At 61.6% G+C, this 16,505-nt stretch carries 13 protein-coding genes; 5 read left to right on the top strand and 8 right to left on the bottom strand.

Annotation, left to right across the window (positions count from 1 at the left end; translation table 11 throughout):
• Positions 1–45 precede the first annotated feature (45 nt).
• Positions 46–1,350 carry an inosine/guanosine kinase gene (locus ACJ8J4_RS10325; RefSeq protein WP_025301797.1) on the top strand — a complete coding sequence of 435 codons (1,305 nt, stop codon included), beginning with the start codon at positions 46–48 and terminating at the stop codon, positions 1,348–1,350.
• Between the two features lie 58 nt (positions 1,351–1,408).
• Here the strand turns inward: ACJ8J4_RS10325 and ybaL are convergent, their stop codons facing one another.
• Positions 1,409–3,100: a YbaL family putative K(+) efflux transporter gene (ybaL, locus tag ACJ8J4_RS10330; RefSeq protein WP_025301798.1), complete on the bottom strand. Its 1,692-nt coding sequence runs from the start codon at positions 3,098–3,100 to the stop codon at positions 1,409–1,411.
• Positions 3,101–3,345: 245 nt separating this feature from the next.
• Complete coding sequence (locus ACJ8J4_RS10335; protein ID WP_049206191.1) at positions 3,346–4,566, bottom strand: MFS transporter; 1,221 nt, start codon at positions 4,564–4,566, stop codon at positions 3,346–3,348.
• A gap of 178 nt (positions 4,567–4,744) precedes the next feature.
• On the opposite strand from ACJ8J4_RS10335, the gene ushA reads away from it, so the two are divergent.
• Positions 4,745–6,397 (top strand): bifunctional UDP-sugar hydrolase/5'-nucleotidase UshA, encoded by a 1,653-nt coding sequence (gene ushA / locus ACJ8J4_RS10340; protein ID WP_025301800.1) that lies wholly within the window; start codon positions 4,745–4,747, stop codon positions 6,395–6,397.
• Between the two features lie 108 nt (positions 6,398–6,505).
• Here ushA and ACJ8J4_RS10345 read toward each other — a convergent pair whose 3' ends face one another.
• Positions 6,506–7,273, bottom strand: a complete 768-nt coding sequence (locus ACJ8J4_RS10345) for an AraC family transcriptional regulator (protein WP_049209318.1) — start codon at positions 7,271–7,273, stop codon at positions 6,506–6,508.
• Positions 7,274–7,373: 100 nt separating this feature from the next.
• Here ACJ8J4_RS10345 and ACJ8J4_RS10350 point away from each other — a divergent pair, with 100 nt between their 5' ends.
• Both ACJ8J4_RS10350 and dacB read left to right on the top strand, forming a co-directional pair.
• Complete coding sequence (locus ACJ8J4_RS10350) at positions 7,374–8,531, top strand: multidrug effflux MFS transporter (protein ID WP_089180608.1); 1,158 nt, start codon at positions 7,374–7,376, stop codon at positions 8,529–8,531.
• A gap of 92 nt (positions 8,532–8,623) precedes the next feature.
• Entirely contained in the window at positions 8,624–10,090 is a 1,467-nt protein-coding gene (gene dacB / locus ACJ8J4_RS10355; RefSeq protein WP_049206188.1) for a D-alanyl-D-alanine carboxypeptidase/D-alanyl-D-alanine endopeptidase, read from the top strand.
• A gap of 10 nt (positions 10,091–10,100) precedes the next feature.
• Here the strand turns inward: dacB and ybaK are convergent, their stop codons facing one another.
• The 3 genes from ybaK to copA all read right to left on the bottom strand — a co-directional run bounded on the left by ybaK (position 10,101) and on the right by copA (position 14,460).
• Complete coding sequence (gene ybaK, locus ACJ8J4_RS10360) at positions 10,101–10,580, bottom strand: Cys-tRNA(Pro)/Cys-tRNA(Cys) deacylase YbaK (RefSeq protein WP_004940240.1); 480 nt, start codon at positions 10,578–10,580, stop codon at positions 10,101–10,103.
• Positions 10,581–10,808: 228 nt separating this feature from the next.
• Positions 10,809–11,615 (bottom strand): TraB/GumN family protein, encoded by an 807-nt coding sequence (locus tag ACJ8J4_RS10365; protein WP_025301805.1) that lies wholly within the window; start codon positions 11,613–11,615, stop codon positions 10,809–10,811.
• Between the two features lie 133 nt (positions 11,616–11,748).
• The gene (gene copA / locus ACJ8J4_RS10370) at positions 11,749–14,460 is read right to left on the bottom strand and encodes a copper-exporting P-type ATPase CopA (protein WP_197812864.1); all 2,712 of its coding nucleotides are present in this window, start codon (positions 14,458–14,460) and stop codon (positions 11,749–11,751) included.
• A 107-nt stretch (positions 14,461–14,567) separates the two neighbouring features.
• Here copA and cueR point away from each other — a divergent pair, with 107 nt between their 5' ends.
• Positions 14,568–14,969, top strand: coding sequence for a Cu(I)-responsive transcriptional regulator (cueR, locus tag ACJ8J4_RS10375; protein ID WP_025301807.1), 402 nt, complete (start codon positions 14,568–14,570; stop codon positions 14,967–14,969).
• On the opposite strand, the gene ACJ8J4_RS10380 is transcribed toward cueR, so the two are convergent.
• Entirely contained in the window at positions 14,966–15,427 is a 462-nt protein-coding gene (locus tag ACJ8J4_RS10380) for an NfeD family protein (protein ID WP_025301808.1), read from the bottom strand. The genes cueR and ACJ8J4_RS10380 overlap by 4 nt on opposite strands.
• Positions 15,428–15,429: 2 nt before the next feature.
• Complete coding sequence (locus ACJ8J4_RS10385) at positions 15,430–16,335, bottom strand: SPFH domain-containing protein (protein WP_004940203.1); 906 nt, start codon at positions 16,333–16,335, stop codon at positions 15,430–15,432.
• Between the last annotated feature and the right edge of the window lie 170 nt (positions 16,336–16,505).

Genomic DNA, 16,505 nt, shown 5'->3' on the forward strand with positions numbered 1-16,505 from the left:
GTGTTAACATTCTCCGCTTGTTAAACCGTCACCACCGCCAATCACATGAAATTTCCTGGTAAACGCAAGTCCAAACACTATTTCCCGGTGAGCGCCCGCGATCCGCTTCTGCAGCAGGCTCAGCCCGAAAGTGAAATCAGCACCTCGTATATCGTCGGCATCGATCAGACGCTGGTGGATATCGAGGCGAAAGTGGACGACGCTTTTGTCCAGCGCTACGGCCTGAGCCTGGGCCACTCTCTGGTGATCGAAGACGACGTCGCCGAGGCGCTGTATCAGGAACTGAACGAAAACAACCTGGTTACCCATCAGTTCGCCGGCGGCACCATCGGTAACACCATGCACAACTATTCGGTGCTGGCGGACGATCGCTCGGTGCTGCTCGGCGTGATGTGCAGCAACGTGAAAATCGGCAGCTACGCTTACCGTTACCTGTGCAATACCTCCAGCCGTACCGATCTCAACTATCTGCAGGGCGTAGACGGCGCCATCGGCCGCTGCTTCACGCTGATCGGGGAAAGCGGCGAGCGCACCTTCGCCATCAACCCTGGCCAAATGAACCAGCTGCGCCCGGAAAGCATTCCTGAAGAGGTGATCGCCGGCGCGTCGGCGCTGGTGCTGAGCTCTTATCTGGTGCGCTGTAAGGAGGGGGAGCCGATGAAGGCCGCTACCCTGCAGGCGATCGAATATGCCAAAAAACACGACGTGCCGGTGGTGTTGACGCTGGGCACCAAGTACGTGATCGCCGACAACCCGCAGTGGTGGCGCGACTTCCTGAAGGAAAACGTGACGATTCTGGCGATGAATGAAGACGAAGCGCTGGAGCTGACCGGGCTGAGCGATCCGCTGACCGCCTCGGACATGGCGCTGGAGTGGGTGGATCTGGTGCTGTGCACCGCCGGGCCGAACGGCCTGTATATGGCGGGTTACACCGAAGAAGCCAACAAGCGCCAGACCCAGCACCCGCTGCTGCCGGGGCATATCGCCGAGTTCAACCGCTACGAATTCAGCCGCGCCATGCGCCGCGAACACTGTGAAAATCCGCTGCGCGTTTATTCGCACATCGCGCCTTATATGGGCGGCCCCGAGAGGATCATGAACACCAACGGCGCCGGCGACGGCGCACTGTCGGCGTTGCTGCACGATATCGCCGCCAACGGCTATCACCGCCATAACGTGCCGAATTCCAGCAAGCACGTGCGCAGTTACCTGACATACTCCTCATTGGCGCAGGTGTGCAAATACGCCAACCGCGTCAGCTACCAGGTGTTGAACCAGCATTCGCCGCGCCTCACTCGCGGCCTGCCGGAGCGCGAAGACAGCCTGGAAGAGTCTTACTGGGAGCGTTAACCCGCTGAAAAAGAAAAGGTCCGGCATGCCGGACCTTTTTTTGTGCGCGCGGGGCGTTTCAGATCGGGCAGCCGCCCATTTTTTCTTCTTCGCTCAGGGTGTCCAGCTGCAGGATGTTCAGCATGCTGTTGGCGATCTCCCGTTCGCCCATCACTACCTGATTGGCGCCGCGATCGGTGATGTAGGCCACCTCGTCGTCGTAGTGGGCGCGGGCGATGATCTCGATGTTCGGGCGCTTGGCGCGCGCCGAGGCGACGATCTCGCCGGCCTCATAGCCGTTGGGGATAGTCAGCAGCAGCCAGCGTGCGCAGTCGAGCCGCGCCAGATCCATCACTTCCGGATTGGCGGCGTTGCCCAACACCGTCTTAATGCCTTGCTCGCGCAGCGCTTCCACCCGCGGGCGGGAGTTTTCGATCACCACCAGCGGAATGCCCGCCTCGGCCAGTTTGCCGCCCAGCAGGCTGCCGACGCGGCCGTAGCCGACCACTAGCGCATGGTTGCACATCTCTACCGGGATCTGCTTCTCTTCTTCCACCGCCTCTTCGAGGATTTGCTCTTCGATGGTTTCGGTCTTGGCCAGATAGCGCTCCAGCAGGGTGAACAACAGCGGGTTGAGCATGATCGACAGGATAGCGCCTGCCAGCACCAGATTGCGACCGTGTTCCGACATCATGCCGAGCGTGATGCCGAGGCCCGCCAGAATAAAGGCGAACTCGCCGATCTGTGCCAGGCTGGCGGAGATGGTCAGCGCGGTGCGCTTGGAGTGGCCGAACATTTTCACCAGCAGGAACGCAGCGGCGGATTTGCCGAACACGATGATCGCCAGCGTCGCCAGCACCGCCAGCGGTTCGTTAATCACGATCATCGGATCGAACAGCATGCCGACCGAGACGAAGAACAGCACCGCGAACGCGTCGCGCAGCGGCAGGGTATCGTGCGCCGCGCGGTGGCTCAGTTCGGACTCGTTCAGCACCATGCCGGCGAAGAAGGCGCCCAGGGCGAAGGAGACGTCGAACAGTTTCACCGCGCCGTAGGCGATGCCGAGCGCCAGCGCCAATACCGCCAGGGTGAACAGTTCGCGCGAGCCGGTGCTGGCGGTTTTCGACAGGATCCACGGTACCAGACGGCGGCCGACCACGATCATCAGCGCGATGAAGGCGATGACCTTGCCGATGGTCAGCGCCAGCTCCATCAGCAGTTGGCCGCTGCTGGCGTTGTTGTTGCCCAGCATGTTGCCGAAGGCCGGTAGTAACACCAGCGTCAGCACCATCGCCAAATCTTCGACGATCAGCCAGCCGATGGCGATTTGCCCGCGCTGGCTGTCGATCAGCTGCCGTTCCTCCAGCGCGCGCAGCAGCACCACGGTGCTGGCGGTGGAGAGACAGAGGCCGAACACCAGCCCGGAGATCAGATCCCAGCCGAGCAGCTTGGACAGCCCCATGCCGAGCAGGGTAGCGACGGCTATCTGCGCCACGGCGCCGGGTATGGCGATAGATTTTACTGCGAGGAGGTCTTTCAAAGAGAAGTGCAGGCCAACACCGAACATCAACAGGATAACGCCGATTTCCGCCAGTTCCGGCGCCAGTGAGGTATCAGCAACGAAACCGGGGGTGAACGGGCCGGCGAGTACCCCTGCGGCCAGATACCCCACCAGAGGGGAGATGCGCAGGCGGTTCGCCAGCATGCCGAGGAGGAAGGCGAGTACTAACCCTCCGACGATGGTGGTAATGAGCGGTGTTGAATTATGCATCCATACTCCTTCTGGCTATGCATCGCGGCACGGGAGAAACGCAACAAAGTTACGAAAAGATACATTTAGTTTATTGCATTTGTTCGCGGCTTGCTTGGCTAATTTGGCCTTTTTTGTAAAAAAGCAGAGGATTTCACTTAAGGCGGGGCAATAAGGGAGTTTTGTGTCAGATAAGCCAAATAACATTGATTTATCCGTAGGATAACCCGGATGAATAAATAATTTCATCCGGGCGGTTCGCGGGGTTATTGCGGTTTATGCTCCATATTGGGCAGTAGCGCGGTAATAATGCCGATCAGCGGTAGGAAAGCACAGATTTGGTAGACCAGTTCGATACTGGTTAAATCGGCGACATAACCAAGAACTGCCGCGCCTAACCCGCCCATACCGAAAGCAAAACCGAAGAATAAGCCGGAAACCATGCCGACTTTACCGGGGATAAGCTCCTGAGCGTAGACCAGAATGGCGGAGAACGCCGAGGCGAGAATAACCCCGATGATCACCGTTAAAATGCCGGTCCAATAGAGTGATGCATAGGGTAAAACAAGGGTAAATGGCGCAGCGCCGAGAATAGAGCCCCAAATAACGTATTTACGCCCTATCTTATCGCCAAGAGGCCCGCCGATAATGGTGCCAGCTGCTACCGCGAACAGGAAGGCGAACAGATGAATTTGCGCATTCTGCACTGAAACGCCGAACTTATGTATCAGATAAAAGGTGTAATAGCTGCTAATGCTGGCCAAGTAGAAGTATTTGGAGAAAATTAGCACCAAAAGAATGCCCAGCGAGTAGGCAACGGTACGTTTTGGCAGCGGTTTCAGCATCGACGGGCTTTTCGGCTGCCCTTTAGTTGCCCGGTGCTGATGTTGATACCACTTGCTGACCTGCAGCAATACCACGATCGCCAGCAGTGCCGCCAGCGTGAACCAGGCGACGTTGCCTTTGCCGTAAGGCGCGATGATCAGCGCGGCCAGCAGCGGGCCGAGCGAGCTGCCGAAGTTGCCGCCGACCTGGAACAGCGACTGCGCCAGGCCGTGTCGTCCGCCGGAGGCCATGCGCGCCACGCGCGAGGATTCCGGGTGGAAGACCGATGAGCCGGTGCCCACCAGCGCCGCCGCCAGCAGCACCAGCGGGAAGGTGCTCGCCACCGACAGCAGCAGCAGGCCGGACAGGGTAAAGCCCATGCCGATCGGTAACGAGTAAGGCTGCGGGTGTTTATCGGTGTAATACCCGATCAGCGGCTGCAGCAGCGAGGCGGTTAGCTGATAGGTCAGGGTGATCATGCCGATCTGCACGAAGCTGAGGTGGAAATCGGCTTGCAGGATCGGGTAGATCGCCAGGATCAGCGACTGGATCATATCGTTGAGCAGGTGAGACACGCTGATGGCGCCAAGGATGGAGAAGGCGGTTCCCTTCACCGCACTGCCCTTGGCGGGCGGCATCGCGCTTTGGCTACTGTCGGTCATATTATTATTAGCCTGAGAAGTTGTTGAGCACAGAGATGACATCTTAGGCAGGGCGCCCAATTTTTACCATATCTGAAATAATCAGACTCACATCGCAAAAATTTGAAATCAGCTGTCATTAATTCGCGCTACAATTCCGCCCTCATCATAAAAGCTATTGAATACACGGAGATCCGCCATGCGTTTTTCGCTGAAAACCACCGCATGCGCGCTGGCCGTTTCCCTGACGTTGCTGTCGGGGGCCGCCAGTGCCTGGGAAAAGGATAAGACCTACGCCATCACCATTCTGCATACCAACGATCATCACGGTCACTTCTGGCAGAACGATCACGGCGAATATGGTCTGGGCGCGCAGAAAACGCTGGTGGACGGCATTCGTCAGGAAGTGGCGGCGCAGGGCGGCAGCCTGCTGTTGCTGTCCGGCGGCGATATCAACACCGGCGTGCCGGAATCGGATTTGCAGGACGCCGAGCCGGACTTCCGCGGCATGAACCTGGTGGGCTATGACGCGATGGCGATCGGCAACCACGAATTCGACAACCCGCTGAGCGTACTGCGCCAGCAGGAGAAATGGGCAACTTTCCCGCTGCTGTCCGCCAATATCTATCAGAAAAGCACCGGCCAACGCCTGTTCAAGCCTTACGCCTTGTTCGACAAGCAGGGCATCAAGATTGCCGTTATCGGCCTGACGACCGACGACACTGCTAAGATTGGCAACCCGGAGTACTTCACCGACATGGAGTTCCGCGTGCCGGCGCAGGAAGCGAAGCAGGTGGTGGAGCAACTTCGCAAGGACGAGAAGCCGGACGTGATTATCGCCGCCACCCACATGGGGCACTACGATAACGGCGAACACGGCTCGAACGCGCCGGGCGACGTGGAGATGGCGCGCAGCCTGCCGGCCGGATATCTCGACATGATCGTCGGCGGCCACTCACAGGATCCGGTGTGTATGGCCGGCGACAACCGCAAACAGGTGGATTATGTGCCGGGCACGCCGTGCTCGCCGGATCGCCAGAACGGCACCTGGATCGTGCAAGCGCATGAGTGGGGGAAATACGTGGGTCGCGCCGACTTCGAATTCCGCAACGGCGAGCTGAAGCTGGTGCATTATCAGCTGATCCCGGTAAACCTGAAGAAGAAGGTGGAGAAGGCGGACGGCACCAGCGAGCGGGTGTACTACACCCAGCAGATTGCGGAAGATCCGACCATGATGAAGCTGCTGACGCCGTTCCAGGATAAGGGCAAGGCGCAGCTGGGCGTGAAGATCGGCAGCGTCAACGGCAAGCTTGAAGGCGATCGCAGCAAGGTGCGCTTCGTGCAGACCAACCTGGCTCGGGTGATGCTGGCGGCGCAGAGGGAGCGCGCCGACGCCGACTTCGCCGTGATGAGCGGCGGCGGGGTGCGCGATTCGATTGAAAGCGGCGATATCACCTACAAGAACGTGCTCAAGGTGCAGCCGTTTGGCAACACGTTGGTGCATGTCGATATGAAAGGCCGTGAGGTTGAACAGTATCTGGCGGTGGTGGCCAACATGAAGCCGGACTCCGGCGCCTACGCCCAGTTCGCCAACGTCAGCCTAGTGGCGGACGGCAAGGGCGTCAGCGAGGTGAAGATTAACGGCCAGCCGCTGCAGGCGGATAAAACCTACCGCATGGCGACACTGAACTTCAATGCGCTGGGCGGCGACGGCTATCCGAAGCTGGACGGGCTGCCGAGCTACGTCAACACCGGTTTTATCGATGCCGAAGTGCTGAAGCAGTACATCGAGAAACACTCGCCGCTGGATGCGGCGGCCTACGAGCCAAAGGGCGAGATCGTCTATCGATAGAGGTGTAGCGGAACGGCGTTCTCGCTTGTCGCGGGGGCGCCGTGCCCGCCTTCGCGAGCCTCCTCTCCATCAACGCCTTCTGTCGGCGTTGCCGTTTTAGACGGCGTCTTACTTTCGTCTCTCCATATACGCCCTCGCTGGGCAACCCATCATATTCTTGAAAAAAGTGGCGAAGGCGCTGTCGCTGGAAAACGCCAGCTGGCCGGCGACCTCGGATTGGCTCAGCCCTGCGGCCAACATCTCTATCGCTTTGATCAGGCGCCATTGCTGACGCCACTGTTGATAACTGAGTCCGGTTTCACGGCGGAAAATCCGGCTGATGGTTTTCTCGGAAGCGCCGCTATAGCGCGATAGCTCGTGCAGCGGCGGAAGCATGTCCAGATTGGCCAGATGGCGCAGGCGCCGGTCGCTGGGCAGCGGCAGCAACGTCAGTTCGCGCGGTGCGGCGGCGATCTCGTCGAGGCAGACCGCCAGAATATTGGCGTGAGGCCCGTGCTGCCAGTCGGTGTCGAAAGCGGCGAACGCGATGCGTTCCAACACCTCGCGCAGCAGCGGCGAGGCTGTCAGTACGGCAAGCTGCGCAGGCAGACAGGCATAGCGATCGGCGTCGAGATAAAGCGAACGGTAACCGACGACGCCGTTGACCTGAACGCGGTGAGCCACCTGCGGCGGGATCCAGGCGACTCTGCCCGGCGGCAGCATACAGATGCTTTGGTTGAGCGTGATGCGCATGCTGCCTTGCTGACAGAACAGCAACTGCCCCCTGTCATGCCAATGCGTGCCCGAGTCGTGCTGCGCCAGTTCGGCGGCGATCCCGAGTACCCCGTTGTCGAGCGTATCCGGATTAAAACTGTCCTGCGCCTGAAGCCACGCCATAGTATGTCCGATTTTGTAAATTTATTGTCTTTTATATTGTAATCGGCACCGGGGAGCTGATGCTACCTTGTGCAGCCTATTCTTGGCTACAGGATCTGTTATGCAACGTAAACTGACGCTGACGTTGGCGACGTCGATGATGATGTTTCCCCAGGTGGTGGAGACCATCTACAGCCCGGCATTGACGCACATTGCGCACGGTTTCCGGGTCAGTGCGGAGATGGCGGCGCAAACGCTCTCTTGTTACTTTTTCGCTTTTGCGCTCGGCGTGGTGGTATGGGGGCGGATGTGCGACGTCATCGGACGCCGTCCCACCATTTTGGCCGGGCTGACGCTCTATCTGCTGGCTTCTCTCGTTGCGCTGTTCAGCGGCAGCTTCAGCATGCTGCTGGCGGCGCGGGTGCTGGCCGCCTTTGGTGCGGCGGTCGGCTCGGTCGGGACGCAAACGGCGATTCGCGATCGCTTCGACGGTTATGAGTTGGCGCGGGTGTTCTCGGTGATGGGGATCGCCATGGCGATCAGTCCGGCGGTTGGCGTGTTGAGCGGCGCAGTGCTGACTTACTATTGGGGCTATCAGGGGGTGTTCGGCGGTTTGGTGCTGTTGGCGGCGCTGTTGTTGGGCTATGCCGGTTGGCAACTGCCGGAGACGCGTCCGCAACAGGTGGTGAAGAGTTCATTTTTTGGCACGCTGGGGCGGATGATCAAGGACGGGGATATTTGGCTCAGTGCGCTGTTGGTGGCGTTGTTCAATATTTGCATGTTCAGCTATTACCAACTGGCGCCATTCCACTTCTCAGCGTTGGGATTGCCGACGCAGTGGTTCGGTTATACCGGTTTGGTATTGGCGGTCGGAGTGGGTATCGGCGCGGCGATCAACAAGTTTTTGATCGGCAAACGCTGGCTGTTCCCCGCACTGTTGATGCTGGCCTGCGCGCTGTCGCTGACCGGCGGCCTGCTGGTATTGCTGCTGGAAGGGACCTTGTGGTTTGTTCTGCCGATGATGCTGGTGGTGATGGCGTACGGCATCGCCATTCCCAATATTCTGGCGCGCGCGCTGCGCCATTATAAAGACTGCATGGGCACTGCCGGCGCCATCCTTGGCCTGATGTATTACCTGATGCTCGGCGGTGGCCTGGTGCTGGCGGGGCTGTCGCTGCACCTGGGTGCCGTGCTGTCGCTCTGCAGTCTCTGCGTGCTGCTGTTGGCGTGGCGGGTGGCGCACAACGAGCGTCGTTTGGCGTTGCCTGCGCGTAGCTGAATGATAAACGGGGCGGACATTCTCGCCACCGCTGCCTTCCAATGATAGCCTGAGCGACAATTTGGTTTTGATAACGCAAACAGGAAGATGACATGTTGAAAACCGCAGGCTGGCTGCTGCCCGCCATCCTGGCGCTGGCGGGGTGTTCGTCATCCGGCCAAGGTCATGAGCAAACGCTTAGCCAGGCGCTGGCGGCCCTCGGCCAGGACAAGGCGCTGGTTGGGGCGTCGAGCGGCGTGATGGTGCGCGATGCCGAGAGCGGCACCGTGCTTTATCAGGCGCACGCGGAGCAGCGTTTGGCGCCGGCTTCCAACATGAAGATGTTCACTTCTCTGGCGGCGTTCGGCGTGCTGGGGGCGGATTACCGGTTTGAAACCCGGCTGCTGACCACCGGTGAACAGCGCGGCAACACCTTGCAGGGGGATCTCTATCTGCAGGGCAGCGGCGATCCGACGTTGCATCCTGACGATCTCGACACCTTCGCCGCCACGCTGGCGCAGCGCGGCGTTCGCCAGATTCATGGGCGGCTGATCCTGGACGCCAGCGCGTTCGATCAAACGCCATTCGGCGCCGGCTGGAGCTGGGACGATGAACCCTTTGCCTTCGCTGCACCGATCTCGGCGCTAAACTACGCCTTTACCCCCGGCGGCGATATCAACGTGGTGCGGGTGGATGTGCAACCGGGCGCCCGCGCCGGTGCGCCGGGGCGGGTGAGCTTCTATCCCGCCAATGACGCGGTGACGCTGGTCAACCGTACCAGCACCGGCGGCGACACCGCACTGACGTTCGAGCGCCAGCCGGGCAGTAATCGGGTTGTGGTCAGCGGCACCATCGCCGCGCAGGCGGAGGCCCGTTCGCGATTGATCACTGTCGATCAACCCACCCGCGTGGTTGGCGCCTTACTGCAAAATGCCCTGCGCGCGCACGGCATTACCCTGCGCGGTAATGCTGAAGAGGGTGTGACGCCAGCCGGCGCACAGCTGCTGGCGCAAAAAAACTCGCCGCCGCTCTCCCGCCTGATCGTCACCTTCCTGAAAGTGTCCAATAACGGTTACGGTGAGGTACTGACCAAAGCGATGGGCCGCAAAACGCAGGGTAAGGGGGATTGGGCCGCCGGCCTGCAGGCGATCGGCCAGTTTGTGCAAAGCCAGGGCATCGCGGCCGGCGCGTACCGTCAGGTGGACGGTTCAGGGCTGTCGCGCATGAACCAGATCACGCCGCAACAGCTGACGACGCTGCTGTTGGCGGCCAGAAAACAGCCGTGGTTCGCCGACTGGTATCGCGCTTTGCCCGTCGCGGGCCAGCCGGGGTTGCTGGTGGGCGGCACGCTGCAGCACCGTATGGTAAAAAGCGCGGCGGCGGGCCGCGCCCACGCCAAGAGCGGCTCCATGACCGGGGTCTCGTCGCTCAGCGGCTATGTCGATTCGGCGACCGGACGGCCGCTGGCGTTCGCCATTATCAGCAACAACTATCTGGTGCCCGGCGCGGAGGTGAAGGCGCTGGAGGACCGCCTGGTGGAGACGCTGGCAGCCTGTGACGCCACGGTGGTGTGCCGCTGAGTACGCGTCGTCAGTCGCGTTTGGCGATGTCGGCGAAGCTGCCGGCCAGCAGGCGGCACAGATCGGCGGCGGCCAGCTCGATGTCCAGCCCGCGTTTGCCGCCGGAAACGTAGATGGTGGCGAACGCTTGCGCCGGGCTGTCGATCACCGTCGGCAGCCGTTTTTTCTGCCCCAGCGGGCTGATGCCGCCCACCAGATACCCGGTGACGCGCTGCGCCAGCTGCGGATCGGCCATCTCGGCCTTTTTGGCGCCGAGGGCGCGGGCAACCTTTTTCAGATCCAGCTGGGTGGCGACCGGCGTGACCGCCACCGCCAGGTGTTTGGCGTCGCCGTTCAGCGCCACCAGCAAGGTTTTGTAAACCCGATCGGCATCCAGCCCCAGCTTTCTCACCGCCTCATCGCCGAAGTTGGTTTCGTCGCTGTCGTGGTGATAAGGATGGAGGGTGAAGGCGACCTTTTGTTTCTCAAGCAGAACGACTGCGGGCGTCATGATGTGTTGTCCAAAATATCCCCAGCGGGGAAGGGGTGATAACCAGCCTTAAAAATACAAAAATCCAACCTGCCCGGCAACCTGAGCGGCTGTTACATAAAGCGGGTTGCCAAGATATTCACCGGGTTGCTACCCTGTTTACTGTAACCGTTAACACGGTTGCTATGCGTATAACTAGAATACAAGAAATTCCTCTTTGACTGGCCAATAGCGATATTGGCCACTTTTTTACCCCTGTGGCTGCAGCATCGCCGGCAGGTTATCCTCGCCATACAGGTGCAATGCGCCAACCGCCACCACATAGTCCCCGGCCGGCAGCGCCTCCAGCTGACGCCGCCAGTCGCGATTGCGCTGGTGCATCAGCACGTCGTACAGCCCAGCGCTGAAGGTGGCCGGCAGCGTGTCCAGCGTGCCGCGCGGTTTGGCGTCCAGCCACCAGCTCACCATGGTTTGCAGCAGCCGCGCGTTGGTATGCCAGTGTTCCAGCGTATCGCGCAGCAGTGCGATGCCGCCTTCCGGCAGCTGTTCCAGCATTGCCAACTGCTGCTGCGCCCCTTCAAGTTCGATCACCGGTTTGTCCTGCGCTCTGGCGGCCTGCAGCAGCTGATAATCTACGCCGTACTCTGCGCGCAGCCCCAGACGCTGAGCCTGCCGCGCCTGCATCATCAGCGCCACCTGCCAGCCGGGCAGGGTGGCGAAGGCGTGCGGATCGGCGCCCAGTTCGTGGCACAGCGCCAGCAGCTGTTGATACTCTTCGGCGGACAGGCGCTGTTCCAGCTCCGGCTGCTGTTCGGCGTGGTCGAAAGGGGAGGCGGCGCCGGTGATATCGGCTTCGACGATCAGCGCGTCGGCCTGTTGCAGCCGGGCGGCCAGCCGGGGCGGCAGCGGCGACATATCGACGGTGCCCATATGGATGCTGCCCACCAGATGCAGCCGACGTTCGCCCGGCAGGGTGATGTCCAGCGCCGGATAAGCGTAACTTTTGGGCGAGATCAGGCCGAGAAAGGCGGCGAGGCGGCGTAACAGTTGACCCATACGGCGTGGCTCCTGAATAACGGGTGCGCGTTTTCGCGTGCAAGGCGAGGGAAAATCGTCATTCATGCTAAACGCTATCTGCCGCGCAGGGAAGCCCGGAAAACAGCGGGGCGCCTTGACGGCGCCCCGGAGCTTACTTCCTGGGTTTAAAACGCAGCAGCCGGTTGGCGTTGCTGACTACGGTAATCGACGACAGCGCCATTGCGGCACCCGCCACCACCGGGCTGAGCAGTGTGCCGGTCAGCGGGTAGAGCACGCCGGCGGCGATTGGAATGCCCAGCGTATTATAGATAAAGGCGCCGAACAGGTTCTGCTTCATGTTGCGCAGCGTGGCCTTCGACAGCTCCACTGCATCCGCTACGCCATTCAGGCTGTGGCGCATCAGGGTGATGGCAGCGGTCTCGATGGCGATGTCGCTGCCGCCGCCCATCGCGATGCCCACGTCGGCCTGCGCCAGCGCCGGGGCGTCGTTGATGCCGTCGCCGACCATCGCCACGCGTTGGCCCTGCGCCTGCAGCTGTTTGATCGCCGCTGCTTTGCCGTCCGGCAGCACGCCGGCAATCACCCGATCGATACCGGCTTCTTTGGCGATGGCGTTGGCGGTCACCGGGTTGTCGCCGGTCAGCATCACCAGCTGATATCCCTGCTGGTGCAGGCGCTGCAGCGCCGCGACGCTGTCCTCGCGTAGCGGATCGCGAATGGCGAACAGCGCGGCCGGTTTACCGTCAACGGCCAGCAGCACCGGCGTCACGCCGCGTTCGGCCTGGGCGCGCATCGGCGCATCCAGTTCGGCGGTCGCGACCTGATGCTGTTCCAGCAGCGCGGCGTTACCCAGCAGCAACTGCACGCCGTCGATCTCCCCGCTGACCCCGGCGCCGCGCAGGGTGCGGAACTGCGCCACCTGCGGCAGCGTTTGCCCGGCGGCGCGTTCCATGATGGCGCGCGCCAGCGGGTGGTTGGAGCCTTGTTCCAGCGCGGCGGCCCAGCCGATCGCCTGCTGCTCGCTGACCTGATTGAAGGTCAGGATCTCCACCACCTGCGGTTTCCCTTCGGTCAGGGTGCCGGTTTTGTCGAACACCAGGGTGTCCAACTGGCTGGCCTGTTGCAGGGCGTCGGCGTCGCGAACTAGCACGCCGAACTCCGCCGCGCGGCCGACGCCGGAGATGATCGACATCGGCGTTGCCAGGCCCAATGCGCACGGGCAGGCAATGATCAGCACCGTAGTGGCGATCACCAGCGTATAGACCAGCTGCGGCTGCGGGCCGAAGAAGTACCACATCGCTGCGCTGAACAGGGCGATCGCCACCACCGCCGGCACGAACACCGCCGAGACGCGGTCAGCCAACTGGCCAATCGCCGGTTTACTGCTCTGCGCCTGACGCACCAGTTTGATGATGCGCGCCAGCGTGGTTTGGCTACCGATGGCGGCGGCGCGGAACAGCACGCTGCCGTCGTCGACCACCGTCCCGGCATGCACCGTATCGCCGGGGCCTTTCTGCTGTGGCACCGCTTCGCCGGTCAGCATCGCTTCATCGAGCCAGACTTCGCCCTGCACGATTTCACCGTCGACCGGCACGCGATCGCCGGTGGTCAGCCGCAGCGTCATGCCGAGCTGCACCTCCGCCAGCGGGATATCGCGTTCGCCGTCGTCGGTCACCAGCCGCGCGGTGGGCGGTGTCAGATCCAGTAACCGCTCCAGCGCCTGTGAAGAACGCTGACGAGCGCGCTGCTCCAGCGCATGGCCGAGGTTGATCAAACCGATGATCATCGCGCTGGCCTCGTAATAGAGGTGGCGCGCTTCCGTCGGGAAGAAATCGGGCCAAATGTTGACGGCGATCGAGTAAAGCCAGGCGGCGCCGGTGCCGAGTGCCACCAAGGTATCCATGGTGGCGCTGCCGTTCATCAGCGCGCGCCAGGCGTTGCGGTAGAAGTGCCCGCCGGCAAACACCATCACCGCCAGGGTGATGACGCCGACCAGCAGCCAGGGGCGCTGGGTTTCCGGCGTCAGCGTCATGCTGCCGCCGAACAGCCCCCAGGCCATCAGCGGGATACCCAACGCCAGCCCCAGCGCCGCCTGCCAGCTAAAGCGCTTCATGTTGGCGCGTGCGGTCTGCTGTTGGCGTTCGCGACGTTCGGTCTCGTCCTGAATCATCTCGGCACCGTAGCCGGCTTTTTCCACCGCCGCTACCAGTGCCTGCGCATCGGCGGCGCCGGTGACCAGCGCACTGCGCTCCGCCAGGTTGACGCGCGCGTGTTCAACGCCGGGGACGCTTTGCAGCGCATGCTGCACTTTATTGACGCAGCTGGCGCAGGTCATGCCGCTGAGCAGCAGCTGTACGCTGTCGTCCGCGTTGTCGGTTGCCGGAAGGGGAGGCTGCGCCGCTGGCTGAACGTCCGGCAACGAAGGTGTTGCGTCAGTCAACGGCTCAGTTTTTGGGACGACGGCACCCGCCACGCTGGCGTGATAACCGGCATGTTCCACCGCGGCGATCAGCGCCTGCGGATCGGCATCGCCGTACACTTTCGCGCTGTCGATCTCGACCTCGGCGGCGAACACCCCCGGCACCGCTTCCAGCGCCTTGCGGGTGCTGCCGACGCAGTGCATGCAGCTCAGACCGCTCAGCTGCAGTTCGGTGTCGGCGCGCGGCGCGACTTCGGCCTGATAGCCGGCGGCGATCACGCTGTCGATCAATGCGCTGTCCGGCGCTTCGCCGGTCACTTTGGCGTAATGAACGTTAACCTCCGCCTGTTCGACATCGCTGCGGCTTTCCAGGGCTTTTTTCACCCGCTGCGCGCAGTTCATGCAGGACAACCCCTGCAATGCCAGCATAGTGGTGTGTGACATGATTGAACTCCTTGCGTAGAGGCGGTGTTTAAAGGTTGACCGCCTGACCTGTTTTCACTAAGAATGGAGCTTAAACCTTCCAGCAAGGGTAAGGTCAAGGAGGGAAAATGAATATTAGCGACGTCGCGAAAAAAACCGGGTTAACCAGCAAGACGATTCGTTTTTACGAAGAGAAAGCGCTGATTACCGCCCCGATCCGCAGCGACAACGGTTACCGCCACTATTCCGCCAAGCATGTCGAAGAGCTGACGCTGCTGCGTCAGGCGCGGCAGGTGGGCTTCAACCTGGACGAGTGCCGCGAACTGGTGGCGTTGTTCAACGATCCGGCCCGCCACAGCGCCGACGTGAAGGCACGCACGCTGCAGAAGGTGGCGGAGATCGAAAAGCACATCAGCGAGCTGGGGAACATGCGCCAGCGCCTGCTGACGCTGGCGGAACAATGCCCGGGCGATGAGGGGGCGGAGTGCCCCATCATCAATAACCTGGCGGGGTGTTGTCGTTCTAATTAACGGCTGATGGCGCGGATCACCAGCGTGACCCCTTCCACCGCCACCACTTCCACCTCGGTGCCGGCGGGCAGATCTTCCGCCGCCTGCGCGCGCCAGCTGCTGTCGCCGATATTAATGCGCCCCATACCGTTGTGCATCGGCTCCGTCAGCGTGGCGCGGGTGCCGATCAGCTGGCGGTTGCGCTGGTTGAGCACCGGCGACCCGCCGGATGCGGCTGCCGGGCGCCGACGCAGCCAGTACCACCACAGGTAAGCGACGACGACGGTCAGGACGGCGAAGATCATGCCTTGCCATGCCCAGGAAAGCGGCGGCAGTAGCCAGATCAGGGCGCCGACCAACAGCGCCGCCACACCGCTCCACAGCAGGTAGCCGCCGGCGCCGAGCATTTCCGCCGCCAGCAACACGCCCCCGAGAGAGAGCCAGAACCACAGCGGATTCGCCGCGATCAGTTCGAGCATGATTATTTGCCTTTGCTTTCTTTCAGCAGTTCGGTAATGCCGCCGATCGAGCCGAGCAGGCTGCTGGCGTCCAGCGGCATCATCACCACTTTGCTGTTGTTGGAGGAACCGATCTTTTGCAGCGCGTCGGTGTATTTCTGCGCCACGAAGTAGTTCACCGCCTGAATGTTGCCGCTGGCGATGGCGTCGGATACCAGCTGGGTGGCGCGCGCCTCGGCCTCGGCGGCGCGTTCACGCGCTTCCGCCTGCAGGAACGCCGACTGGCGTTCGCCCTCGGCCTTCAGGATCTGCGATTGTTTCTCCCCCTCGGCGCGCAGAATGGCCGCCTGACGCACCCCCTCTGCCTCCAGGATGTCGGCGCGCTTGGTGCGCTCGGCCTTCATCTGGGCGTTCATCGAGGCGATCAGTTCCGCCGGCGGCCGCACGTCGCGGATCTCGATACGGGTGATTTTCACCCCCCAAGGATTGGTCGCTTCATCGACGATGTGCAGCAGGCGGCTGTTGATGCTGTCGCGCTGCGACAGCATTTCGTCGAGCTCCATCGAGCCGAGCACGGTGCGGAAGTTGGTCATGGTCAGGTTGACGATCGCCTGTTCGAGGTTGCTAACCTCGTAGGCGGCGCGCGCCGGATCGACCACCTGGATGAAGCACACCGCGTCGATGGCGACGTTGGCGTTATCGCGGGAAATCACCTCTTGGGAAGGGATATCCAGCACCTGCTCCATCATGTTGATTTTGCGGCCGATGCGGTCCATGAACGGCACCACCAGGTTCAGCCCCGGCATCAGCGTTTTGGTGTAGCGGCCGAAGCGTTCTACCGTCCATTGGAACCCCTGCGGCACAATTTTGACGCCGGCGAACACCACAATCAGCGCGACGACGATCACGATGGGAATAAAAGTAAGCATGCAAACCTCCTGTCAGACATATGTAAACAGATATTACGTCAGCGCCGGAAAAATGCCTACTGATACCGCGACTTAATCCAGGGCGCTGACGCAACCCGCGAGCGGTGGATCCCGCGTCTGGAACAGAGTGTTGTCACGACAAGTGTGGCACAGCTGAAAAATAAGTATGC

Source organism: Serratia sp. CY47280, assembly GCF_052168655.1.
Classification (GTDB): Bacteria; Pseudomonadota; Gammaproteobacteria; order Enterobacterales; family Enterobacteriaceae; genus Serratia; species Serratia bockelmannii.

Bases quoted from the DNA above. Each gene is read 5' to 3' on its own strand.
- ACJ8J4_RS10325 (WP_025301797.1), top strand. From the start codon at position 46: ATGAAATTTCCTGGTAAACGCAAGTCCAAACACTATTTCCCGGTGAGC.
- ybaL (WP_025301798.1), bottom strand. From the start codon at position 3,100: ATGCATAATTCAACACCGCTCATTACCACCATCGTCGGAGGGTTAGTA.
- ACJ8J4_RS10335 (WP_049206191.1), bottom strand. From the start codon at position 4,566: ATGACCGACAGTAGCCAAAGCGCGATGCCGCCCGCCAAGGGCAGTGCG.
- ushA (WP_025301800.1), top strand. From the start codon at position 4,745: ATGCGTTTTTCGCTGAAAACCACCGCATGCGCGCTGGCCGTTTCCCTG.
- ACJ8J4_RS10345 (WP_049209318.1), bottom strand. From the start codon at position 7,273: ATGGCGTGGCTTCAGGCGCAGGACAGTTTTAATCCGGATACGCTCGAC.
- ACJ8J4_RS10350 (WP_089180608.1), top strand. From the start codon at position 7,374: ATGCAACGTAAACTGACGCTGACGTTGGCGACGTCGATGATGATGTTT.
- dacB (WP_049206188.1), top strand. From the start codon at position 8,624: ATGTTGAAAACCGCAGGCTGGCTGCTGCCCGCCATCCTGGCGCTGGCG.
- ybaK (WP_004940240.1), bottom strand. From the start codon at position 10,580: ATGACGCCCGCAGTCGTTCTGCTTGAGAAACAAAAGGTCGCCTTCACC.
- ACJ8J4_RS10365 (WP_025301805.1), bottom strand. From the start codon at position 11,615: ATGGGTCAACTGTTACGCCGCCTCGCCGCCTTTCTCGGCCTGATCTCG.
- copA (WP_197812864.1), bottom strand. From the start codon at position 14,460: ATGTCACACACCACTATGCTGGCATTGCAGGGGTTGTCCTGCATGAAC.
- cueR (WP_025301807.1), top strand. From the start codon at position 14,568: ATGAATATTAGCGACGTCGCGAAAAAAACCGGGTTAACCAGCAAGACG.
- ACJ8J4_RS10380 (WP_025301808.1), bottom strand. From the start codon at position 15,427: ATGCTCGAACTGATCGCGGCGAATCCGCTGTGGTTCTGGCTCTCTCTC.
- ACJ8J4_RS10385 (WP_004940203.1), bottom strand. From the start codon at position 16,335: ATGCTTACTTTTATTCCCATCGTGATCGTCGTCGCGCTGATTGTGGTG.